This window comes from Paenibacillus auburnensis, from assembly GCF_927798115.1.
GTDB classification, from domain to species: domain Bacteria; phylum Bacillota; class Bacilli; order Paenibacillales; family Paenibacillaceae; genus Paenibacillus_AQ; species Paenibacillus_AQ auburnensis.
In genome coordinates this window covers 154801-178547 of record NZ_CAKMMG010000003.1, presented here as the reverse complement: position 1 = coordinate 178547, position 23747 = coordinate 154801, and the positions used below count along the sequence as shown (strand labels likewise).

The window sequence follows — 23747 nt, the reverse complement described above, 5'->3', positions numbered from 1 at the left end:
GGTAAGGCTACTTTTTATATACAAGGAGTTGTTAACAGTGGATCAGAAAGCAGCGGATATCGCAGCCAATGAAACCCCCGAAGGAACACAGATTCTGTATGGGGATTTTGCGGAAGGAGGGTCCTATTATTCTTGTACTTACCGTCCTGATGTAGTTTACGCAACCTACGGCGAGTTGGAAAGAAAACTGCAGATTATCATGCCATCCCGCAGCGGCTATAAGTTTCCTCTAGTCGTCTTTATCCAAGGTTCTGCATGGAGAAAACAAGATGTATACTCCGGTCTTCCGAACCTCTCTCACATTGCAGCAAAAGGGTACGTGATAGCCAGCGTTGAAATTCGGGACACCGACATCGCACCCTTCCCGGCAGCAGTTGAAGATGTGAAATGTGCAATCCGGTATATGCGTAAACATGCTGAGGAGTATGGGGTTGATACGGACCGTGTAGCGGTATGGGGAGATTCGTCCGGCGGACATCTTTCATTGATGACTGGACTTACCATGGGCGAGTACGATAACGGTCTATACAGTGAACAGTCAGACGAAGTTAGCGCAGTCATCGACTATTACGGGGTCTCGGACCTGCTGACCTTAGGGAAGTATAATAATATCCTTGACCACGATGCAGCCGACTCTCCGGAAGGCTTGTTGATTGGCGGATCCGTAAAGGAACATACAGAATTGGCGAAGAAGGCGAGCCCTATTCATCAGGATTTATCTAAAGCGCTTCCGCCGTTTCTGATCGTGCATGGAGACAGTGATCATATTGTACATATTAATCAGAGTATAGAGATGTATAAAGCTTTGAAAGCGCATGGACAGAACGTATTATTCTATAAGGTGGCAGGCGCGGATCACGGGCCAGGCTTCTGGAGTCCTCAGGTGCTAGACATTACAGCTAAATTTTTATCTGCTCACTTAAACCGGCCACGCTGAGGAGGGATCACATGGAATTTGAGGAAGTGCTCACTGTACATGTGCAAATAGAGAAGTCGACCGAATTACGCAATAACGACAATGATTCCGTAGTCATGATTTCTTTCACCGGCACCGTGACGGGAAAATATTTCGAAGGAATAGTTCTTGATGGCGGGGTGGACACTCAGATCATTGGGAGATCCGGCGACCGGCATAGTCTGTCGGCCAGGTATATGCTGGAGGGAAAGGACTATACCGGGCAGCCCTGCAAAATTCACATCGAAAATAACGGGGATATCCATAAAGAGCTGAAGACCTGTCTGTTCCGCACGTCACCCAAAATGATTACGGATAGTAAAGCATTGTCTTTCTTAAATAGCGGTATCTTTGTCGGGGAAGGACATTCAACTGAGTCAGGGATAGATATAAAAATATACAGGGCAGTATAAAGATTGCCGTTGTGAACATGAATAGATTGATTTGGCGAGAAGGCAGCAATGCATTTCCATTAGGAATGTCATTGCTGCCTTATTTGATATCTGGTTCCTTTAAAATCACTTTAAAATTTAAATTTAGTTATTGACTAATCACTAACGTGCTGGTATGATCTGGTTAAGTTAGTGATTGGTCAATAACAAACCAAATGAAATGAGGGTAATGAAAATGAAAAAAGCGATTGTAATTGGAGCAACGGGCGGGACGGGAGCAGCAATCACGGAAGAATTGGTGAAACGGGGGATAAGTACTATTGCATTTGGGCGTTCACGTTCGAAACTGGAACGGTTCGCTGCAACCCTTGGAAATCCTGCGCATTTGACGATTGCTGTTGGAGACGCCATGAACCCTGACGACATTATAGCTCAAGCAGGCGGCGCAGAGGTATTATTCCATTGTGCGAACGTACCCTATCACGAAATGGTAAGCAAACTGATCCCGCTGGGTGAATCTGTAATGGAGGCGGCAGAACGGCTAGCGGTCAAAGTGGTAGCGATTGACGGGATCTACCCTTACGGGAGAAAACAGATGGATCTTGTTACAGAAGAACATCCCAAGCAGCCTCATACGAAAAAAGGAAAAATCCGCTTGGACTATGAAAAGATGTTGTTCAGCAAGCGGTGGAGTAAGGCGAAAGTCATGATAGTCCGCTTGCCCGATTATTATGGACCGACGGCTAATGAAGCTTCGTATCTAGGTTCAACTCTGGAAGCAATCGCTGCCGGGAAAATGGCATTTTTCGTGGGGAACATGAAGGTCCCTCGTGAATTCATCTATTTACCGGATGCGGCGGCTATGATTACCAATCTGGCAGGCAAAGACTTCGCGTACGGCCAGAACTGGAATATCCCGGGAGCCGGGCTCTTATCGGGCCGGGAGATCGTACGGATTGCTCAAACGGCAAGCGGCCAGGTGAAGCCGGTCATTCCAATGAAAAAGCTAGGCTTATCCCTGCTGGGCATGTTTGTACCTGTCATGAAAGAAGTGGTCGAGATGCTGTATTTAACTGAGGATCCTTTGACGCTAAGCGGAGAAAAATACAAACGGTTAATCGGCCCCATCACCGTAACACCGTTCCAAGAGGGGATTACTTCCACTGTCCTGGCCTTACAAAAGAGTATGTAAGCTATTGTAAATTAGTTATTGATTGATTACTCACAAATTCGAATTATAAACAAAACCATTAAAGGAGAGTTGCCTTATGAGTACCGTTTATCAAAATCCGTCTATTCAACAAGTATTTCCGCTTCGCTGGTGGGCGCTTATCGTGCTTTCACTTGCCCAATTTCTAGTCGTATTGGATGCATCTATTGTCAATATTGCCCTTCCGTCCCTTGGAACAGATCTTCAAATGAACACAAATATGCTCAGCTGGGTGATCACGGCCTATGTGCTGCCGTTCGGGGGCCTGCTGTTGCTGGGAGGAAGACTGGCTGACCGTTATGGCCACCGCAGGCTGTTCATAATTGGTGTTGCTGGATTCTCGCTTGCATCTGGGGTTGCGGGATTAGCCCAATCCGGTACATGGCTGCTTGCAGCAAGGGCATTGCAAGGCGCCTCAGCTGCACTTCTGGCACCGGCTGCACTCGCCTTGGTAGCCAAATTGTTCATGGATCCGCGCGACCGCGCCAAGGCGCTTGGAATCTGGGGCGCTGTCGCTGGAATAGGCAGCGCAGCTGGCGTGCTTTTAGGCGGAGTATTAACCTCATCGTTTGGCTGGCCTGCAGTATTTTATGTAAATGTGCCCATCGGGCTTCTCGTCATAGCCGCTATTCCCTTTCTGGTTTCGAAAGATATTGCGAGGGAACGCACAAGCCTGGATATGCCGGGTGCAATTACGGTTACTGCGGGAATCGTAACCCTTGTTGCCGCACTCTCACAGATCGAGCAAGGCGGTTGGACATCACCTGTAACCTTAGGATTGGCAGGTCTTTCATTGGTATCTCTTAATGCATTCATCATTATAGAAAAACGGGTATCCCATCCGCTTCTACCCTTGGCGATCTTCGATAACCGGTTTGTACTTGGCGGGAATTTAGCAATGCTGCTTATCGGTGGAGCTACAACAGGATTATTCTTTGCGCTCTCTGTCTATATGCAGCAGGTACTTCATTATGATGCCATGAAGGCGGGTCTCACCCAGCTCCCGCTCGCAGGTGCCTTAGTCATTATTGCCGGCGCCATACCTGCAGTCGTAGCAAGAATGGGAATGCGCAACACGCTGGTTATTTCATTGCTCCTGCTGGCAGGAGGGCTTGTCTGGCTGGCACAGACACCAAGCAACGCCACATTCGCGGTGCATCTGTTGGCCCCGACCCTTATGATCGGCATTGGATTAGGAGGAGCTTTTGTTGTAGGGACAGAGTTAGCTGTTCACGGTGTATCAGATAACGAAGCAGGGCTTGCCAGCGGCCTGGTCAATACGAGCCAGCAAATCGGCGGAGCTGTCGGGCTTGCTGTTTTAACGACATTATCCTTCATCCGTACAACAGATTTATTGGGCGGAGGAGCATTACAGGCGGAGGCGTTAACAGGAGGCTACTCCTGGGTCTTTTTAGGGGCTGCGGCACTATCCGTTATTGGAGCTATCCTGGTCATTCTCATCGTAAGAAATCATACAAATGGTGAAGTTATTGATTAATCAGTAACTAAATCGTAAACACAGTCCTATTAGAAAAGGAGCATGGCTCATGTCTAAGCTGACAAGCAAGAAACGGGTATTTTTCTTTGGAGTTCCTGCACTGTTGATCATCGTGATTGGGGCATTGATTGCCATTTATTTTTGGCAAATCCGGCTTCAGAAGCCTGTTGAAATTAATATGGCCCAGCATCAGCATGCCTCTGGTGAGATCATGACGGCTGCCGGACATCATCATAATCATGTACAACAAAGCATAGCTTGCGAATCTATCGTTGCCGGGGAGACAACAGCGCCTACCCGCGAATTCGAACTTCTGGCTGCTAGTACTTCCTTACAGCTGGATAACGGTAAGAGGGTAGAGGCATGGACGTTCAACGGGGGATCACCCGGCCCGGTCCTGCGCGTCAAGGAAGGCGACAGGGTTGTGGTCAAGCTTCGCAATCTGGATATTAAAGACGGGGTGACAATTCATTGGCATGGCGTCAATGTTCCTTGCTCGCAGGACGGTGTGGCAGGAGTCACTCAGAACGCCGTAGCGCCTGGAGAACAATTTACCTACACGTTTATCGCCTCTGAGCCGGGAACGTACTGGTATCATTCCCATCAGATGAGTTCCATACAGGCTAAAATGGGGCTGGTGGGCTCCCTTATCGTCGAACCTAAATCTGCTGGCGAAATGCCCGCATCCATTGAGGTTAATGCATTTTATCAGGATCTAAACTCCACCCAGCTGTTAAATGGAACAACCGGCGGATTAACTGTGGAGGGGAAAGCAGGCGAGCAGGTGAAACTGCGGTTGACCAATGCAGGGAATGAGACCTTGCATTTTGCAATCGACGGCGCTCCGTTTAAAGTAATTGCGATGGATGGGCATGATTTGCATGAACCAGGGAGTCTGGAAAACACTCTAATTCCTGTAGGTTCTGGCCAACGTTACGACATCCTTATTCAACTGCCGAAGGGGACAAAGGTTATTGTTCATAGCGATTCTATGAAGAATCTGCCTATAACTCTAGGGAGCGGGGTAGAGCCGGTACGAGCTGAAAATAAAGGGATGTTCTCTTTCACGGATTATGGAACACCGCTACTGGAGGATCATTCAGCTAAACCTACGCCTGATCGGAGCTACGAGCTTATACTTAGCCAATCGATGTTCATCAAAACCATTAATGGTCATGCCTTTCACGAGATTCCCCCAATGAGTGTAAGAGAAGGAGAGTACGTGCAGATCACCATCATTAACGAAGGAGGCGGGGATCACCCGTTTCATATACACGGTCATTCCTTCCGCGTGTGGAGCAAGAACGGTATTCCTTTGACGGGCAGTCCCGTTTATCTTGATACATTGTTGACTACGAAAGGTGAACGTTACGAAATACTCCTAAAAGCCGACAATCCCGGATTATGGATGGCACATTGTCATAATCTTGAGCATAGCTCAATGGGGATGAGCATGATGTTGAACTACGAAGGGGTGACGACCTCTTACCGGGTAGGGAAACGTTCAGGTAACCTTCCGGATCTATGATACCACTTCACCTTTGGACTTATCCAAACACAAACAAGCAGGCTATCGGTTCTAGCCTGCTTGTTTGCGTGCGTTGTTCTAATGATTCAGTATGCTCTCTTCAAGGAGGTCGTGGTTGACTCCATGCACCTTCACGATATGATTCTCGCCCCACTTGCACAACGAGTCGAGAATATCTTTAAGAGATGAGCCATACTCCGTTAATGTGTACTCTACCATCGGCGGAACCTGATTGTATACTTTTCGTTCAATTACGCCATCACTCTCAAGCTCACGCAACTGCTGGGTGAGCATCTTTTGCGTGATGCCAGGCATTAGTTTTTTTAACTGATTTGTTCTCCGGGTGCCCAGGATCAAATGGCAGAGAATGACTACTTTCCATTTACCGCCTATGACTTCCAAAGCCGCCTCAACGGGGATATTATACCTCTTTATCTGAAGCACCTCCTAAGCACTTTTTAGTTCCTATAGTACCATAAAGTATCTATGGCACTAAATAGTGCGTACTTTTTTAATTCGAATTATCACTCTACAATGATCACATGATCTTAAACGGTCAACCAATACCAGCTTGGAGGTAAGCACTATGAATTTAGGATTAGAGGATAAACTGGTCCTTGTTACAGGATCTACAGGAGGAATTGGCAAGGGCACGGCTAAGAGCTTCCTTCAGGAAGGTGCCCGTGTCATTATCAATGGCAGAACGGAGAAGGGGGTTCAAGCCGTTGTTGAGGAGTTGTCGGTATTCGGTACGGTGTACGGAATTGCAGCCGATGTATCCACTGCCGAGGAAAGCCGGGTTCTGGTGGATAAGGTCAACGAGTTGGGTTCCTTGGACGTTCTAGTTAACAACACCGGGGTCTTTGAAGTTAAACCCTTTGTAGACGTTACGGATGAGGAATGGCTGAGCTATTATCAAACCAATGTGCTCAGTTCCGTAAGGCTTTCCCGCGCATTCCTTCCTGGTATGATTGATAAAAATTGGGGGCGAATCATCAACCTTGCCAGCGAAGCAGGAATTAAGCCTTATCCGGAACTGATTCCTTACGGGGTTTCTAAAACGGCCCTCATTACACTATCCCGGGGATTGGCTGAACTGGCGAAGGGGACAGGCGTAACCGTCAACTCTGTGCTTCCCGGCCCAACCTGGACAGAGGGATTTGCCAAATTCATTACGGACTTGGCTACGGAGAAAGGTCAGGAGCTGGAACCCTTCATCCGTGAGTATTTCCAGGAAAGCACACCTACCTCCTTAATTCAGCGTTTCGCAAGCGTAGAGGAAGTAGCTGATACAATCGTATTTCTAAGCTCTGTTAACGCAGCGGCTATCAATGGCATTGCCCAGCGCGTCGAAGGCGGTATTATCCAGTCTATTATGTAAATTTAAGGAGGAGATCAGAATGACAAAAATATTGATGGTTGTAACGAATCATTCAGAGATTAAGCCAGGTAAAGCAACAGGAATATGGTTATCTGAATTTGCCGAAGCGTATGAAGCATTTCAGAAGCAAGGTTATGAGGTAGTTGTAGCGAGTCCCCTTGGAGGGAAATCGCCGGTTGATCCAGGCAGTGTCGATGTTAATACTCCGGCAGAAATTTTGAATGCTCAAGAGCACCTTGCTAACACCGTTCCGCTGGAGGAAGTATCAGAGAGCCAGTTTGATGCTATATTCCTCCCGGGTGGACATGGTACCATGTATGATCTGCCGGGCAACTCCAAGCTTCAGCAGCTTCTGCGGCAGTTTTATGAGAACAGCAAAATAGTAGCTGCGGTCTGCCACGGCCCTGCCGGGCTGGTCGGTGCAACATTATCGGACGGCAATCCGCTTGTGGCCGGAAAAAGAGTTAACGCCTTTACCAATCCAGAAGAATCGCAGACGGGCCTTGAATCAGATTTGCCGTTTCTGCTCGAAAGCAAAATTCGTGAGCTGGGAGCCATATATGTTGCTGCCCCGAATTGGGTGAGCCACGTTGAAATCGACGGCAATCTGGTTACAGGACAGAATCCTCAATCAACCCTTGCCGTTGCTGATGCCGTTATCCGGAAAATCGGTTAATGAGGGTCCAACACATTCTAATGTAGGCATTGTGGAAAAATATATGACCCGCAGGATGGACATTTTAAACCAATGGCCATCCTGCGGGTCATTTCTGTTTAAATATTTCTTTACCGGAAGGTGTTTAGCCTGGAAGAAGGTACCGCCCTGCCAGTGAAATTATGATATAATGACCTCGTTGTTTGTGAAAAGCAGAACTATACTATGAACATAGGACGGGCCATATGAAGAGGTATTTGCTTAAGGTGGATTTAACACGATTGATTATTATGGTTTTAGGCAATGTTTTTCTGGGCATGGGAATCAGTATCTTTAAGCTGTCTGGCCTGGGGAACGATCCCTTCAGCGGCATGGTGATGGCACTTGCAGACACCAGCGGTATCGTATATGCCAATTTTCTAATTTTACTGAATCTTGTATTGTTTGTAATACAAGTTATCTGGGGACGAAAGTTAATTGGAGCCGGAACCTTCGTAAATGCCATTTTTCTGGGTTACATAGCCACTTTCTTTTATAATATCTGGATAGATCTGCTGGGCGAACCTCAGATGTTCTGGCTGCAGGTGGCCACCGTGGCGATTGGCGTGGTGGTCTGCAGCTTTGGTATATCCTTGTATCAGACATCACAGGTTGGAGTAGCTCCCTATGACAGCCTGTCCCTGATTATGAACAAAAGATTCCCGAAAATCTCATATTTTTGGCATCGAATGTTTACAGATGCTCTTTGTGCTTTGGTTTGCTTCCTGGCAGGTGGCATCATCGGGCTGGGAACACTGGCGACCGTATTCGGTCTGGGACCCATCATTCAGTTCTTTGATGTGAATTTTACGAAGAAGCTTCTGGCAAAGAGGGGTCCAACAGCCGGATAAAGGATAGAATTTTTATAAAAGGATTATCTTTTGCACTCAACTGCAGAGTTAGACTTTATAGACCTAAGACCTGGTAAACAGGTAAATTTTACGTTTAATTTGCATCCTAATACAAAAGGATCTTAACCAAATCTTGGTTAGGGTCTTTTTTTGTGCCTACAGAGACCGGTAGAAAAAGTGAAATGGATGACTTTTGACCTAATTGATCGAAAATATATCAAAATTAAATTGTTAAAATGCGGAATATATTAAATGAAATTCATTCTAAAGTAACATGTTTCGTTAGCTATCTTATGGTTTAATATACCATTATGAAATTTAGAAACTTCCAGTATTTCTCAGTCTTACGGAGTAGCTACCCGTTTTCTGGTCTTACTGGCCCGGCATGCGGACTCTCCCCCGCTTCTGTACCTGATACATAAGGAGGACCCCATGAGACTACTATTAATCGCGGGCCGATACGGAACCGTCGCACGTCAGTACATAGACAGCATTACCGAAGTGATAAACGATACGGAGCTTACGCTTAATGAATCGGTCCGCTATGCTGCCGATACCGCTCCCGAACCGGACGGAATCCTCATTACAGATGACGCGCTAAGCATGCAGATTGAGAAGGACAGACGCGATCTCGAAGCCTTGATGAGTGCCCTGACTGCCTTGAGGCCTACCGCGGTTCCGGTCATCTTGATTACCTTGGATAGCTGGAAAGAGCAGGAGTGGGAGAATCTGCGGGCTAAATATCCCCAGGTTGGAATTATCGTCAGCGAATACATAAGAGTAACACCAAAGCTGTTTCTGGAAGCCCTACGGCGGACTAGAGAATTTTCAGGGCGAAAAGCCCAAAAACCTGCCCGTGGCGCTGAGGGCGGAATGCTTCCCGGACTGGAAGCGGGAAGCAGCCGGGAAGGAGAACCGGCCCGTAAATCCTTTCTTGACCGGTTCCGGCCGAAAACCAAAGAACGCCAGGCTCCGGAGCCCACGGATGTCCTGACCCGGGAGCTGGAGCGGATCAGCCGGGGAATCAGCAGAGTCGTGGCGGTAACGGGTCACAGGGGGAGCGGAGTGACGAGCACGGCAGTCAACTTAGCCAGCGAAGCTGGACGGAGGGGACTCACCGCACTGATTGTAGATCTGGATATAGACTACCGGAGCACGAATATGTATTTCGGCAAATTCCATGAACGGACCAAGCGTGATGAGGATATTAATGCCTCGCTGATCCGGACTCTGGCGCGGCCTCAGGATTACACATCGACGGCTTTTCCTATTAGGGAGAACGTCTGGCTGACCGGGCTGGGCTACGAATTCAATGATCCGAGGCTGATCGGCCAGTTCGTAACGGAGGCGCGGCTCACCGGACTTTTGTCCCTGCTTAGGAACCGATTCAATCTGATTGTACTTGACCTCCCGCTGGACCTGCTCCGCCAGTACCTGGAAATCATGATACATATCGATAGCTTTGGACTTTGCGTGCCTAATGACCTGTATTCCGTATTAAGCACCTTAAGAAATGTGGAGAACAGTCTCCCTAAGGAACAGGCGGTCTATCTTAATGCGAAGTCTAAACTTGTAGTCACTAAGTATAACGATAGATCCCGTTTTCAGGGAGAGAGCTTTACGCCGGAAGCTGTGAGCCGGGTGCTTACCTCTGGACTTATGGAAGAATTCACCTATGAAATGAAAGTAGCGGGTTACGTCCCCTACAGCAGCGATTTCGATTCACAGATCGAATCTGACGTGCCGCTAGTACACAGCAGCATTAATTACGAGCGCGCTTACGGAAACATACTTCTACGCCTATTGGAGGGAACGGGATAAATGGATTTGAGCAGTCTTAAGAATGCGGCTCCGAACAGACAGCTGTTCAAGCGGGGAGCGGCTCTGCTCTTCAGCATCATTATCATTGTGGCCTCTTATCTAGTGATTACGAGGGCAAGTCGGGATGCGAACGATGTCGTCGAAGTTCTGCGGGTCAAGCCCAGCGAAGGCATTCCCGCCTTCGTGGCGCTGGATGACAAGCTGATTGAGAAATACAACATCATCAAAAAGGAATATACAGAAGACATGGTGCTTGCTGAGGACCTGGATGAGGTCGAGGGGAAACTGACAGCCAACTTCCTCCGAAAGAATACAGTGCTGTTCAAGGACCAGCTGATTGATGAGAAACCGCAGAAAAATGAGTGGCTGTACCAGGTAGAGGAGAGCAATGAAGTGCTTACCCTGCCATACAACTTCCTTGAGGTAGGAGGCGACATTCTGATGCCTGGAGACAGGGTGAGAATCCGGGTAACTTATGAGGTCGAACAAGCGGGGGGGAACGGCGGCAATCCGAATGCGGTTTATTCCCAGTCGCCGAACAAGGTTAAAAAGACGGAAATTCTATTCGACAGCATTGTTGTCAAGGATATGCTGAACGCGAACAGCCATTCCATTTACGAAGTGTATAAAGAAGTCCAGAAGCTGGACGAGAACAAAAAGCAGGAAGTGATGAAGAGCAAGGATTTCCTGAAGAACATTCAGCCGCGGGCACTGCTGCTGGAGGGAACGACGGAGCAGATCAATAATTTTGCCAGATTTAAAGGACTGGATGGCAATTCGTTTCTGATTACGATCCTGAGCCGGAAGGACAGCAATGTGATCGCAGATCAGCTGCCCACCTTGGAGAAAGAGGTGGAATCATGGATCGGAAACGGCGAATAGGGCTGGATAGTATATTTCAAAAAATATCTTCTAAAGATCTGGTTGGAGCAGAGCTTCAGGAAAACAGCCTGATTTATAGCGTGATTGGCTTTATTCCTGCGACAGACTTTGTTGATAACGCACTGCTGATCAGCAACCTTGCCTACCTGATTTCACAAAAAGGTCTTAATACATGCGTAGTGGATCTGAAAGTATTCTACCCCAGTCTGTACCAGCATTTCGATGCCGCTGCCCCCAAAAAGGGGAAAGGCCTGATCAAGTTGCTAAAGAGCGACAAGGTTGATTTTCGCGAGGAGCTTACGAAGACGAAATATGAGCGGCTGTACTTGCTGTCTCCCAGCCCGCAGGATTTGATGGAGGAATATTTCGACTTTGAGTTCAGTCATCTGGAGCGAGTTATCGAGACCTTGAAGACTATGTTCGACATTGTGCTGATCGATATTCCGAACAACCCACCTCTGGAATTCTGTCTGGGGGCGATGAAATACTGCCACATTGGATATTTCACGGCTTCTGAACGGATGGAAGCGACGGTCAACATGGTTAAGCTGCTGGATTTCGCCCAGTCGGTCGGTATCAGCACCGCCAAATTCATGAGCGTCATTATGATGAATCTGCAGAATATCGAGTTTGATTACAAGGTTATGAATGAGACAGGGTTTCATATTGCTGCCGCTCTGCCGCTTGTAAAGGACGCCGTCACCTGTGCTCATGAAGGCAGGCTATATATCAAGGACAGCCCGATTGTAAACAAATACTTCAAGAAGGACATTCAGAAACTGGCCGACCGGTTGGCGGACCAATAGAGGAGAGAGAGCCTTGCTGACACGCGGGAAAATTAGCGACATGCAGCAAAAGGTGCTGCATCAGGTCCAATCCAAGGAAAATCTGGAGGAGCTGGCCAGTAAATATACGATCATCAGTTTCGAGGAAGCGCTGGAGCTGTGCCAGAAATACATTACCAAAATTACAACACATGCCTACCGCAGGGAAACCGACCCCGCCCGGAAGCGGGAAATGACAAAGGCCTATATCAACGAATTCGTGGATTCACAGATGCCATCGGTCGAGGGATTTCCTAATTTGCCGCAGCTGAAAAACGCACTGATTAATGAAATCACGCATTACGGCCCGATCACCGAAGCGATGGAGAATCCGGCGATTGATGAAATCCGCGCCAACGGTCCGGATCAGATCTTCGTCGAAAGCGGAGGAAGATCGATCCCGTGGGATCAGCATTTTACTGACCGGGAACATATGGAGCGGATCATCGCAAAGCTGATCGGTGTTTCCAAGATGCGGCTGATCCCGAAGATTCCGATGGTGAACGCCAGAACAATCGAAGGGTACCGCGTCAATGCGACTCACGCGGAAATATCACCGTACGGCCAGCCGGCGTTCGTTATCCGCAAATTCAGCAAAAAAACCATCAACCCGAAGATGCTTGTCGAGAATGAATCCTTCTCCTCCAATATGTACAAATTGCTGTCGCTGATTCCTAAATCGGATCTATCCTGGATTACTGTAGGGCCGACCGGAAGCGGCAAGACGACGCTGAATGAGATACTGGTCAAGGAGATCAACCCGATGCAGCGCATCATCACAATCGAGAATCCCTCAGAGATGCGGCTTATCCAGCGGGAGAGCGGAAGCGAGCACGGACGGGTGCTAAACGATGTACTGCAATACGAATCGGTACCGGAGGAAGATGATTCAAGTCCGGCGACGATGGAGAATTTGCTCATCAACGCGATGCGCCAGTCCCCACACTGGATCGGCCCGGGCGAGCTGCGGACGCCGGGTGAATTCGCAACGGCCCTGCGGGCTGCCCAGACGGGACATTACTTTTTCTCAACGCTTCACGCTGAAGGAGATAAGGAGGCGATTTACCGCTTTCTGACGGCTTATCTCATGGCTTCTAATGAACCGGCCGAGCTCGCGCTCCGAAATATATGCAGTGCCGTGAAATTCGTTATTTTTCAGGAGAAGCTGGCGGACGGCACCCGTAAAGTCACTTCTATTTCCGAAGTTCTCGGTGCGGACGGCTTGAACCCGCTGATCAACCAGATATACCGGTACGAATATGACGATGTCATCGAAGAATGGGATGGAGGCAGAAAGGTTATCCGGATCGCCGGGCGCCACCGCCGGGTCGGTAAGCTGTCGGAGAAGGTTCAGCAGCAGATGATTAAGGCCGGGATCAAACGCAGCCGTTTCGAGCTGTTCACGACCGATCCGGCTGAGGAAGAATCGGAGGTGTACGAGTTCCATGGATACGCCTTTAGTCACTAGCCTGATGCTCGGACTGGCCGGATTTATTCTGTTCAACGCGATATTCGGTGTCAAATTCTTTCAGGGCCTGGGCGGTTACCTTCTGGAGCAGGTGGATATCCTCGCGGAACATTTGGGCCGCTACAATACCAAACGTTATGTAGACAGGGTAAAACGCGAGCGGATCGTAAAGCGCAAGGAGAATATTTACGCCAAATACAACCGTATGGTTGAAGGGTTGATTCTTGATTTCAATATGCCGTTCACGCTGGAGAGCTTTACCTCTATGCTCTGTATCTGTTTTGCTATTGTGGCGCTTCTGGTCATTCTGTTCATGAAAAGCATAACCCTGTCCGTGCTGATCACGATCTCCATGTTCATCGGTCTGTTGACCTTCTTCGTCATGCAGTCAAGGGCGATTCAGGCGGAACGGCTGGAGAACATTATGGATGCTGAGGATGTCATCTGTCCGCTGGCCCGCGAAGGCGTGCTGGTAGCGATCAAAAAAGTCATGGAGAGCGATGAATATATCAGTCCCGGTCTCCGGCCTTATTTCCGGCAGTTCATCGACAACTGTGAGAATAACGGTTATTCCTTCAAGCAGGCGATTCAGCTGTTGAACCGGCAGCTTGGGCCCAAATTTGACAGTTTTGCCAAGAAGGCCATTATTTTCGAATATAACGAGCGCAAAGGGATGGCCGATATTTTCCTGGATATTGTCGATGAGAATGCGGTGCTGCGTGAGATTAACCTGAAGAAGGAAACCATTTTTCGCAAAATGAACCGGAATTTCCTGATGAAGACGGCTGTCATCGTTCTGTTTTTCCTGTACGCATTGACCGTCGAGGACTTCCGGGCGTTCATGCTCAATACCGATGCAGGTAAAATGATCAATACGGTTATGATCAGCATTGTCTGTCTGAGTTTCGCCAGAAGCCAGGTGCTTCAGGGCAACATGGGCGGCGGAGGCGATAAGAAATGATCGTTCTGGCTAAACTCGCAACCATGCTGTCCATTCTATACCTGGTCAAAACCTTATTTTATCCGATGATGCGCTCGGTCAGCCGGAGCCAGAAGAAGCGCGCCCGCCAGTACATGAAGCAGCGTAAGAACGAAAAGTTCAAGCAGAAGCTGAGACGCTATAAGCTAAGATTTGCGCAGAGGTACGGTGGGGTCCTGCTCAGTGGAACTGAAAGGCTAAGATTCAAAAAAATGATAGGCCGGCTGGATCTCGGCAAAAGCCCGGAGGAAATCCGCATCGAGCAGCTCCTGTATCTGCTGGGCGCTGTACTTCTTACACTTCTAATGATGAAGGTCAACACTATTGTCGGTTATTTATCGGCGATCTTAATTATCCTGGGCTGGCTGTATCCGGTCTCCGAGCTGGAGAAAATGATTGAGCGCAAGAACCGGAACATCGCGCTTGATTTTCCGGCATTTTACAGCATGGTGTACTACCAGTACATCAAATCTGTGAATATTCATCTGGCCGATGTGCTGAGAGATTATATCCCGAACGCCAATCCTGATATCGGCGAAGAGCTGGGCGTGATGCTGGACAACACGGAGTACGGTGAGGAGTTCGCGCTGAAGCAATTGAAGAAACGGGTACCCCTGCATTATGTCATCAAGTTCTGCGATATTATGGAAACGCGGTTGAAAGGGTACGACAATATCTCTCAGATGGCTTATCTCAAGAATGAACTGGACAGCTTTCGTGTGCGGGCCCTGGAGGATGAGCTTGAGAAAAGGGAACGCAGCGGCGCACGGATCCAAATGGCCCTGATCCTGGTGCTTGCGGCGTATATCCTGATTTATTATCTGTTTACCATTCTCGATTCGATCAAAATGTTTCAATAGAGGATCAAACGCAAGATTATCAGCTCTTCTTAAAAGAGATCAGGAGGAAATTAATATGAATAGATGGTTAAAGATGAACGAACAGTCAGGTAAGGAAGTAATAAGTGCAAAGCCGGTTGCGGTTACCCGGATACGCCGGATGCTGGAGGATGAGCGCGGCGCTGTAGGGGTGAAAGAGATTGCAGTTACGGTAGGTGTCATTGTAATTATTGGTGCGGTGGTTTCACTGATTACCGGAACCTTTTTAAATACATGGATCAGTGATATATGGACTCTGTTTATTGGACAGATCAAAGAAATGACTACGTCCTAATCCGGAGGTTGCGATATGCGTGGTGTTGCGAAGGCGGTACTCGGCGTTATATTATCATCGGTCGCGATTCTGCTGCTGTTGAATTTAGCCTTTTTCTTCCCGTGGTATTTGACGCTGATTACCGAAACGTATAATGTCTCCCAGATTGTGGCCGGGGATAACTATATGAAGGAAACTTATTACGAGGATGCACTGGAGCGGCTGCAGAAGAGGCCGATCTTCCGGGATAAGGAAGACAAGATTGAGATTCTGGTTACGAATGCGGATGGCCGCAGCGCCATTGGCGACGATGATGAGACGGTCTATTATAACAGCTCCGAGATGGATAAACCTTACCTGCAAAGAGGTGAAGAACTCGAAGTGGAGATCCGGGCCGTGTATCCCTTTACTATTACCCTGTGGGGGGAGAAGCTGGAACGCGAGCTGCCCGTCTCGTTCAGCATGTCGACTACAGGTCTGAAGCATTACAAGGATTTGGACTATTATACGGACTAATGGGAAGGGAATTATGTGAGGAATATAGCCGTTATGATCCTGGTCGTTATTATGGCTTCTATTGTGATTCAGCCGCTTGTAGAGCTGGCTAATCTGTTCAGGGAGAAGGTAACCCTGGGCTCCGCCGTATCTAATGCCTTGCGGGCAGCGAGGGACCGGAGTCTTGAAGTTGAGCTTCTTCGCGGATTGGATGCCAGAGTGGATGAGGAAAGATTCAGGGACTATTTTGCCGATGCCTTTGAGGACACGTTGAATGTCAGTGTATCCGATGATTCCGGGGACGAGGTTACTTTTATCTCCAATGACGGGAAGTTCAATGATTTTACGGTCAGATTCGCTTTTGTAGAGAGCACCGATTTGAACGGCCGGGTAGTCACCCAGGTGAATATCGACGCAAGATCGGCTTACAAGTTCAAGACCAAGGCTTTGCAGCTTGCCGAGGAAGCCGGAAGCTCAGGTGAGGTTGAACTCATCAGTGAGCGGACCTATCTGCTCTCTGTCAGGAACTAAGGATAAGGGAGGGGCTTCTATGAACTACATAATGGTTACCCTGCAGACCGAGGACGGCCGTCAGACCGATCTGAAAGTCCCGGCCTTCGTACCGGTCGGTCCGCTGCTCGACATGCTATCCGAAAGTCTTCATTTCGGGAACCGACCGGAGCAGATGCTGCAGGCCGAACCGCTCGGGCGGATTCTGCAAAGAGGGAAAACGCTCGAGGAACAAGGCGTGTGCCATGGTGCGCTGCTGACCGTCATCTAGGAAGGGGAAATACCATGAACGGCAATTTGCAAAACGGGGGCCTGATTCACCGGAGCGGGGACTCCCTGCTTGTTACCGACATCAAGGGATATTCCGGTACTTATCTCATACATAACGATACAAGCTTTGACATTGTTACGGACAGCCTGATGTGGTTCATGAACAGCAGTGAGGGCACCGGGATTCTGTACAGCGATCAGCGGCGTGGCAACCGCCTCTTCCGGTCGGCTCCGGACGTACGCGAAGGCAAGCTGCTGCTGGATAAGCCCTGCGCCCAGCCGCTTCTTCACGGTGATATGGTCTATTATATCGATGAACAAGACGGCTGCCTGTACTGCTGTGCCGCGGACGGCCGATTTGACCGCCGGCTGGTAGAGGAGAAGGTGAACGGATTCCTCCTGCTGGAGGACGAAACCGTGATATTCGCCTCCGGTCAGGGGATCCGGATGACCGGAGCCGACGGGAGGAAAGCGGAGACACTCAGTCCGGAGTCCGCAGGACGGATGGTCCGTGTCGGCGGCCGGCTGGCCTATGCTGACCGGAGCAGCGGTTTAATCTTGAAGCTGCTTGATCTCACCAGCGGGAAATCGACGGTTGTAGAGGGAATTGCCGCCGCTTCGCTTAATACGGATGGCCATTACCTGTACTGCGCCAACCGGCGTAACGGCAGCAGCCTATCCCGCGTCGATCCCCAGTCGGGAAGCAGTATCCGCATCAGCGGGGAGAGTGCTGATTATTTGCATGTGCTGGACGGAGAAATCTATTTCAGCCACCACCGGGAATGGTACCGGCTGCCGCTGGCGGGTGGAGAGGCTACGAAGCTTCCGCTGACGGGAGGGATGGAACATGAATACTGAGTTCAGAAGACAGCCGCGGTTTTTGCCGGATATTCCAGGCGGTGAGGTCGAAGTTCCGAATCCGCCGATGCTTCAGGAGAAGCCGGAAATTTCCTGGTACGGGCTGCTGCTGCCGCCGATCGTGATGCTGGTGATTACAGCGCTGATTGCTATGACCTCCCAGTCGATCTTCCTGCTGATCTCGGTCGCCACCACTGTAATGACGCTGGTCGGATCGCTTGGCGGAGCCGTCACACAGATCCGCAAATACAAGCATAAGAAAGGGGAGCGTGAGAGCAAGTATCTCCAGTTCATTTCCGATACGCGCAGTGAGTTGTCTGTAGCCAGAGAGCAGCAGACTGCGGCCATGAATGAGATGTTCCCTGAGCCGGAGCAATGCATCCGCAGGATTATGGAAACTGACAACAGGCTGTGGGAGAAAACGCCGGTCCATAACGACTTCCTGGCGGTACGCCTGGGCGTCGGCAGTGCTCCGCTTGCGGTAGAGATTCGTTATACGAAGCAGGCGATTGTTATGGAAACTGATCCGCTAATCATGGAACCCCAACGGCTCGCGATGGATTACGCGAAGGTGTCCGGCGTACCGATTACGGTCAATCTGCTGGAGCAGGAAATCTGCGGTCTTGCCGGTGATGCCGTGAAGACAGGGGAGATGCTGAAATCGATGCTGCTTCAGGTGGTTACCCATCAAGGGTATGATGATGTGCGCATCGTCGTATTAACTGATGATGCGGGGCTTGATCGCTGGAGCTGGCTGAAGTTCCTGCCTCATCTGTGGGATGACAGCATGAATGTCCGGTTCATCCTGTGCGGCAGGGCATTGGCCCATCAGGTGCTGTCCGAAATGTACGGCATTCTCAAAGACCGGGAACTGCGGACCACGGGAGGCGGAGCGCTGCCGCATTACCTGTTCGTCGTTGAGGATGCTTCTCTGCTGGAGAACGAGCTGATCGGCAAATATCTGTATAACGGCAACGCCAAGCTCGGCGTATCTACAGTGTTTGTAGCTCCCAACACGGCTTACTTGCCGATGAACTGCAAAACTGTGGTAAACCTGCAGGGCAACAGCGGAGAAATGGCTAACCGGACTACCGGAGAAAAAACGGCCTTTACGCCTGACCGGGCTGACTTGAAGGGTCTTGATTTTGCAGCCAGAAAACTGGCCCCCTTGCGAATCAAGCAGGGAAATGCCAGCTTCGCGCTTCCTTCCTCAGTCTCTTTGATGGAAATGCTGGAAGCGGAAAAGGTGACCGATACCGATGTGCTGCTGAATTGGACACGGAATAAAACATATATGGGGATGAGCGTTCCGATCGGTGTGCGGGCTGGCGGGGAACCTTTATATCTTGATATGCATGAGACCGGCTACGGGCCGCATGGACTGGTAGCGGGCACCACAGGGTCCGGCAAAAGTGAGCTGCTGCAGAGCATAATCGTCTCCCAGGCCATTCACTATCATCCTCATGATATCGCCTTTGTCCTTATTGATTACAAGGGTGGCGGCATGGCAGATGCCTTCAAGGGCATGCCTCATCTTGTAGGGACGATTACGAATCTGGACGGCAATCAGACTGCCCGGGCACTGCTATCCATTAAAAGTGAGCTGATGCGCAGACAGCGCGTTTTCTCGGAGCATGGAGTCAACAGTGTCGATAAGTATCAGAAGCTGTATTATAGCCGGCCGGACCGTCAGGGCATGCCGGCCATTCCCCACCTGATCATGATTGCCGACGAATTCGCCGAGCTGAAGCAGGATCAGCCGGATTTCATGAAGGAGCTGGTCAGTACGGCCCGGGTTGGCAGAAGTCTGGGGGTCCATCTGATTCTGGCCACCCAGAAACCGGCCGGGGTCGTGGACGACCAGATCTGGAGCAACTCGAAATTCAAGATCTGTCTCAAGGTGCAGGATGAAGCAGACAGCCGGGATGTGATTAAGCGGCCTGATGCAGCCATGATCAAAGAGCCGGGACGCGCGTATATTCAGGTGGGGAACGACGAAATCTTCGAGCTATTCCAGTCAGCTTTCTCGGGAGCGGATTACGACCCGCAAGGTGAGCTGCAGAAGCTGGAAAATCAGATAAAGCGTATCTATAAAGTGTCTGTTACCGGCCGGAATGAACAGATATATCCGCTGGAAGAAGAGAAGATCGCCCGGCATGAGGTGCCTTCCCAGCTGCAGGCGATGGTCGAGCATATTACATTGACTGCTGAACGGTTCGGTATTAGTCCAGTTAAAGGACCTTGGCTGCCGCCGCTTCCCGAAACGGTATACCTGGAAGAGATCATAACCGCCAATTACTGGGAACGCGAGAATGCACGGCCGAGGCGTGATGCCCTATTAAGCATCCCCGTCGGACTGCTTGACGATCCGAGAGGACAAAAGCAGGAGGCGCTGGAGTTTGATTTTGCCGGAGAAGGCAATTTGTTCATATACGGCGCTCCGGGAACGGGCAAAACGGTCCTGCTGCGGACAATGTGCCTGTCCGCTTCGCTGCTGTATTCACCTCAGGAGGTCCATATTTATGTCATGGATTTCGGAGGAAGCTCGCTGAAGTCACTGGAACGGCTTCCGCATGTCGGCGGCATTATGACCCTGGAGCAGGAAGAGAAGATCGACCAGTTCATGCGGTTCATCTTCCGTATCATGGAAGAACGAAGGGGACTCTTTGAGGAGGCAGGCAGTGAAGGCTTTGCGGATTACCGCCGGGGTGGAAGGGAGCTCCCTGCCGTGCTGGTGATGATCGACAACTATTTCGCGCTGTCGGAAACGTATGAGGACATTGACACCCAGATGGTAGTGCTGGCACGTGAAGGTTTTAAATACGGTATTTATCTCATTGCAACGGCGACGAACAGCGCGCTCGTTCGCTATAAACTCTCGGTCAATTTCCAAATGGCCGTCAGCTTGCAGATGACGGAGAAAAGCGAATATGACGGAATAGTCGGCCGGACCGAAGGACTGGAGCCTGGGAAGACCGCGGGCCGGGGACTTGTCCGCGGCAAGCCGCCGCTCGAGTTCCAGACTGCACTTCCCGAGTTCCGGGAGCTTCGTACCGAAGCCATCATCGACCGGCTCTATCAGGCCGCAGCGACCCGGGCGGTGCCGATTCCTGTCATGCCGGCAGCGATTGATCTGGCCGCTCTGCCCGGGGAAGGCGGAAAGCTGGCCATCGGGCTGTCCAGCAATGATCTGCAGCCTGTCCATATTGATCTGCAGTCCACTCCGGTTCTTATGGTCGCCGGTGACGCGATGTCCGGAAAGAGCACGCTGCTCGTATCCTGGATTACGCTGCTTGCCGAGCGGCAGAAGAGTCTTGAGGTCTATGCGCTCGATTCCTCAGGAATGGGGCTTTACGAAATCATGAACCGTTCCTATGTGAAGGATTTGTCCGGAGTGGAAGACATGTTCGAATTCGTGGAAGTCTTCAAGGAGAAGCTGGAATCGCGGCGCTCCGAGCTGGTTGCCTGCCGGATGTCAGGAGGCGATCCCGTATTGCTCGCCGCCGGCTGGAATCCGATTGTATTTGTCATCGATAAGCTGAGTGAGTTCACCGGAAATGAGATGTTCGCACTTCACGAACTGCTTGAACGGATTATCCGGCAGGATCGTGGACTGAAAATCTCTGTAATCGCCGCAGACAATACCTCCGAACTTGCATCTAACTGGGACAGTCTCGGCAAGGTCATTCGCGAGGAACAGACGGGAATTCTCCTTGGACGGATCAAGGAACAAAATTTGTATTCGGTATCCTATCCTTACGGTTCGCAGGAACGTAACATGCTGCAGGGCGATGGTTATCTGATCGTTAAGAACAGGTACACCGGGCTACGCTGCGCCGTGCTGAAGAAAGGAACCGCAAGTCTGCAACCCGTAACTTAAATTCTGGAGCAGAGGTGAGATTATGTCGATCAGCCCATCCGAAATTAGAAGAGACGCTGCGCGTATCAATGGCCTAACCGGAGATGTGCAGCGGATTTCAATGGAGGTGCAGGCCCAGTACCGCCTGGCCGAAGAATATTGGTCCGGCACGGCTTCCAAATCACTGCAGGGGCAATACCAGGCGCTGGACAGTGAGATGAAGGCGCTGCTGCGTAGCCTGAAGCAGCTTGAAAGCGGGGTCCAGCGGGTCGCTTCCGAGGTGCAGCGGGCTGAGCAGGAACGCGCTGAGAAGAGGCGGCAGGCCGAACGCCTCGCTGCCGAGAAAGAGCGGGAACGCAGGGAAAGAGAAAGGGAACAGCAGCAACGGGCCCAGAACAACCGTTAAATACCCGTATTCAATTAAGCGGTAGTCATGCACTTGAAAGGAGGTGAATAGAATGGCAGGTAACAATTTAACTTTTAGTCCGGATCAGGCTCTGAGCGTTGCCAAATCAATCAGCAGCAAAGCCAATAATGCCCAGACCCTGATCAATCAGCTGCAAAAGGAAATTCATGGAGTAAGCGGCTGGTGGCAAGGCGAGTCCCAAACCGCATTTGTTCAGCAGTTCGACGGACTTATGCCTAGCTTCAAAGAACTGGTTACTTGTGTAGAAAATATCAGCAAGAACCTTACTCAAATCGCTAACATTAAGCAGCAGGCTGAGCAGGAAATGGCCAGCAAGCTGCGCGGAAGATAATAAGAAGAATCGTCTGACAGGCAGGGCAAACAGGCCGGAATACCGGTCTGACTGCCTTGTCATGCTCTATATTATCAGGGTTCTATACATAGGATCTGGAGGGAATCATTCGTGAAGTTGAACGATAAGGAATACCTGAGACTGGCCTCGTTCATGGACACTGTACCAAATGATGTCCAGACGGGTTCAACCATCTGCGGAATGCTCCCGGATTACGAAAAGGACATGGATACCCGATCCGTGACAGAAGAAACACCGGCAGACAGCAGACTGCTTGATCTGAAGCTGGCGGCCAGATGGAGCGCGCCGGAAGCGGCAGGCTATGCATTTACTAATGAAAATGATGATAGATGGATTATCTTCGTATATAAACCGGATGACTTGCTTGAGAATCTGAAGACCCTGCTATCCGGGGAGAATCCGCTGATGAAGCAGGCAGCCCAGTTTCTTCGCGCCAACCGAGGCAGCGGAGCTTGCTTCGTAACCGGCTTTGGTCTTGGCGGGACTTTGGCGCTGTACGCTGCTGGATTTGCGGAAGACGTTTATGGCGTCGTTTTTGATGCACCCGGAATCGGGCAATTATCGGAGGCACAGGGAACCAGCCAGGCGCAGATCCGGAACATCCTTGCACATAACAGTATGATTTCTGCCCTTGGCAATCACAGTGAGAGGCTCCAGTTCGCCGGACCTTCGGACGTTACTGCCAGTGGACCGCAGCTCGGGCATGCAGACTGCCACTGGTACAGGACCGATTCCAGCGGGGATATCATCACCGGCCATTCGGGGGAAGCCTTCGGATTGTTGTCGAAGCTGAACATTCTCTTTGAGGAAGGCAGCAGGCTTGATGAAGTCTCGGCTGCCTTTCTCCGGGTAGCCGGTCTGCAGGACAGCGGAGCGGGCGAACTGTTTCATGCAGTGCTACCCCTTAGCGAACGGATGGATCCGGGCCGAATCCGGGAAGCACTCACGCAAATTGCAGCGCAATATGACCGGCATGTTCAGGCGATTTGGCGGAATTGGAAGTCGGATATGAACAGTCATGCACGAAAGCTGGGACAAGAGGAACTGGGAGCAGCTTTTTTGGAGCACAGCGAGTCCGCTATGCAGGAAGCATCTGCCCTGCTTGAAGAGCTGTACCGGATCACTGAAGCTTTCTTGTGCGTGTTAATTCTGTACGGGCAGGACGGAAGCCGGATGCCGGATCTTTTGGAAGAACTTCTTACCAGTCTCGCTGAACCCATGACTGCCAGGTTGGAATGGCTGTCCCTGCAAATGACAGGAGAGCTGGACGGTTTGATGGAAATGTCGCTGAACGCGGCATTTGTGTGGCCGGATCTGCATTTTGATTTCAAAGAGTAAGGT

24 protein-coding genes are annotated in these 23747 nt (G+C 50.2%); 23 read left to right on the top strand and 1 reads right to left on the bottom strand.

Annotation, left to right across the window (positions count from 1 at the left end; all coding sequences use genetic code 11):
- The first annotated feature begins 37 nt into the window (after nucleotides 1-37).
- The 5 genes from L6H70_RS14830 to L6H70_RS14810 all read left to right on the top strand — a co-directional run bounded on the left by L6H70_RS14830 (nucleotide 38) and on the right by L6H70_RS14810 (nucleotide 5583).
- Complete coding sequence (locus L6H70_RS14830; protein WP_236334369.1) at nucleotides 38-937, top strand: alpha/beta hydrolase; 900 nt, start codon at nucleotides 38-40, stop codon at nucleotides 935-937.
- Between the two features lie 11 nt (nucleotides 938-948).
- The gene (locus tag L6H70_RS14825) at nucleotides 949-1368 is read left to right on the top strand and encodes a DUF3237 family protein (RefSeq protein WP_236334367.1); all 420 of its coding nucleotides are present in this window, start codon (nucleotides 949-951) and stop codon (nucleotides 1366-1368) included.
- A 214-nt stretch (nucleotides 1369-1582) separates the two neighbouring features.
- Nucleotides 1583-2539, top strand: coding sequence for an SDR family NAD(P)-dependent oxidoreductase (locus tag L6H70_RS14820; RefSeq protein WP_236334365.1), 957 nt, complete (start codon nucleotides 1583-1585; stop codon nucleotides 2537-2539).
- A gap of 76 nt (nucleotides 2540-2615) precedes the next feature.
- On the top strand, nucleotides 2616-4055 hold the full coding sequence (locus tag L6H70_RS14815) for a DHA2 family efflux MFS transporter permease subunit (protein WP_236334363.1): 1440 nt from the start codon (nucleotides 2616-2618) through the stop codon (nucleotides 4053-4055).
- A gap of 49 nt (nucleotides 4056-4104) precedes the next feature.
- Nucleotides 4105-5583, top strand: a complete 1479-nt coding sequence (locus tag L6H70_RS14810) for a multicopper oxidase family protein (RefSeq protein WP_236334361.1) — start codon at nucleotides 4105-4107, stop codon at nucleotides 5581-5583.
- A gap of 78 nt (nucleotides 5584-5661) precedes the next feature.
- Here L6H70_RS14810 and L6H70_RS14805 read toward each other — a convergent pair whose 3' ends face one another.
- Nucleotides 5662-6018 (bottom strand): winged helix-turn-helix transcriptional regulator, encoded by a 357-nt coding sequence (locus L6H70_RS14805; protein WP_236334712.1) that lies wholly within the window; start codon nucleotides 6016-6018, stop codon nucleotides 5662-5664.
- Between the two features lie 151 nt (nucleotides 6019-6169).
- On the opposite strand from L6H70_RS14805, the gene L6H70_RS14800 reads away from it, so the two are divergent.
- From L6H70_RS14800 to L6H70_RS14715, 18 genes are all read left to right on the top strand, one after another.
- Entirely contained in the window at nucleotides 6170-6964 is a 795-nt protein-coding gene (locus L6H70_RS14800) for an SDR family NAD(P)-dependent oxidoreductase (protein ID WP_236334359.1), read from the top strand.
- Nucleotides 6965-6983: 19 nt separating this feature from the next.
- Nucleotides 6984-7640, top strand: coding sequence for a type 1 glutamine amidotransferase domain-containing protein (locus L6H70_RS14795; RefSeq protein WP_236334357.1), 657 nt, complete (start codon nucleotides 6984-6986; stop codon nucleotides 7638-7640).
- Between the two features lie 224 nt (nucleotides 7641-7864).
- Nucleotides 7865-8509: a YczE/YyaS/YitT family protein gene (locus L6H70_RS14790; RefSeq protein WP_236334355.1), complete on the top strand. Its 645-nt coding sequence runs from the start codon at nucleotides 7865-7867 to the stop codon at nucleotides 8507-8509.
- Between the two features lie 432 nt (nucleotides 8510-8941).
- On the top strand, nucleotides 8942-10330 hold the full coding sequence (locus L6H70_RS14785; RefSeq protein WP_236334353.1) for a CpaE/TadZ family protein: 1389 nt from the start codon (nucleotides 8942-8944) through the stop codon (nucleotides 10328-10330).
- Nucleotides 10331-11212 carry a CpaB family protein gene (locus L6H70_RS14780; protein WP_236334351.1) on the top strand — a complete coding sequence of 294 codons (882 nt, stop codon included), beginning with the start codon at nucleotides 10331-10333 and terminating at the stop codon, nucleotides 11210-11212.
- Nucleotides 11191-12018 carry a CpaE/TadZ family protein gene (locus L6H70_RS14775; RefSeq protein WP_236334349.1) on the top strand — a complete coding sequence of 276 codons (828 nt, stop codon included), beginning with the start codon at nucleotides 11191-11193 and terminating at the stop codon, nucleotides 12016-12018. The genes L6H70_RS14780 and L6H70_RS14775 overlap by 22 nt, the downstream gene beginning before the upstream one ends.
- Before the next feature lie 13 nt (nucleotides 12019-12031).
- Nucleotides 12032-13504, top strand: a complete 1473-nt coding sequence (locus L6H70_RS14770) for a TadA family conjugal transfer-associated ATPase (RefSeq protein ID WP_236334347.1) — start codon at nucleotides 12032-12034, stop codon at nucleotides 13502-13504.
- Nucleotides 13482-14465, top strand: a complete 984-nt coding sequence (locus L6H70_RS14765) for a hypothetical protein (protein ID WP_236334345.1) — start codon at nucleotides 13482-13484, stop codon at nucleotides 14463-14465. Before L6H70_RS14770 ends, L6H70_RS14765 begins: the two co-directional genes overlap by 23 nt.
- Entirely contained in the window at nucleotides 14462-15343 is an 882-nt protein-coding gene (locus tag L6H70_RS14760; protein WP_236334343.1) for a hypothetical protein, read from the top strand. The genes L6H70_RS14765 and L6H70_RS14760 overlap by 4 nt, the downstream gene beginning before the upstream one ends.
- A 55-nt stretch (nucleotides 15344-15398) precedes the next feature.
- Nucleotides 15399-15656: a hypothetical protein gene (locus L6H70_RS14755; protein WP_236334341.1), complete on the top strand. Its 258-nt coding sequence runs from the start codon at nucleotides 15399-15401 to the stop codon at nucleotides 15654-15656.
- A 15-nt stretch (nucleotides 15657-15671) separates the two neighbouring features.
- Entirely contained in the window at nucleotides 15672-16151 is a 480-nt protein-coding gene (locus tag L6H70_RS14750) for a hypothetical protein (RefSeq protein WP_236334340.1), read from the top strand.
- Between the two features lie 33 nt (nucleotides 16152-16184).
- On the top strand, nucleotides 16185-16661 hold the full coding sequence (locus L6H70_RS14745; protein WP_236334338.1) for a hypothetical protein: 477 nt from the start codon (nucleotides 16185-16187) through the stop codon (nucleotides 16659-16661).
- 19 nt (nucleotides 16662-16680) lie between these two features.
- Nucleotides 16681-16911: an EsaB/YukD family protein gene (locus L6H70_RS14740; RefSeq protein ID WP_236334336.1), complete on the top strand. Its 231-nt coding sequence runs from the start codon at nucleotides 16681-16683 to the stop codon at nucleotides 16909-16911.
- A 14-nt stretch (nucleotides 16912-16925) separates the two neighbouring features.
- Nucleotides 16926-17768, top strand: a complete 843-nt coding sequence (locus L6H70_RS14735) for a DUF5050 domain-containing protein (RefSeq protein ID WP_236334334.1) — start codon at nucleotides 16926-16928, stop codon at nucleotides 17766-17768.
- The gene (essC, locus tag L6H70_RS14730) at nucleotides 17758-21648 is read left to right on the top strand and encodes a type VII secretion protein EssC (protein ID WP_236334331.1); all 3891 of its coding nucleotides are present in this window, start codon (nucleotides 17758-17760) and stop codon (nucleotides 21646-21648) included. The genes L6H70_RS14735 and essC overlap by 11 nt, the downstream gene beginning before the upstream one ends.
- Nucleotides 21649-21670: 22 nt before the next feature.
- Nucleotides 21671-22033 (top strand): WXG100 family type VII secretion target, encoded by a 363-nt coding sequence (locus L6H70_RS14725; RefSeq protein ID WP_236334329.1) that lies wholly within the window; start codon nucleotides 21671-21673, stop codon nucleotides 22031-22033.
- Between the two features lie 52 nt (nucleotides 22034-22085).
- Nucleotides 22086-22385 carry a WXG100 family type VII secretion target gene (locus L6H70_RS14720; protein WP_236334326.1) on the top strand — a complete coding sequence of 100 codons (300 nt, stop codon included), beginning with the start codon at nucleotides 22086-22088 and terminating at the stop codon, nucleotides 22383-22385.
- 111 nt (nucleotides 22386-22496) lie between these two features.
- A complete protein-coding gene (locus tag L6H70_RS14715) occupies nucleotides 22497-23744 on the top strand; it encodes an alpha/beta hydrolase family protein (RefSeq protein WP_236334324.1) in 1248 nt (415 codons plus the stop codon).
- Nucleotides 23745-23747 lie beyond the last annotated feature (3 nt).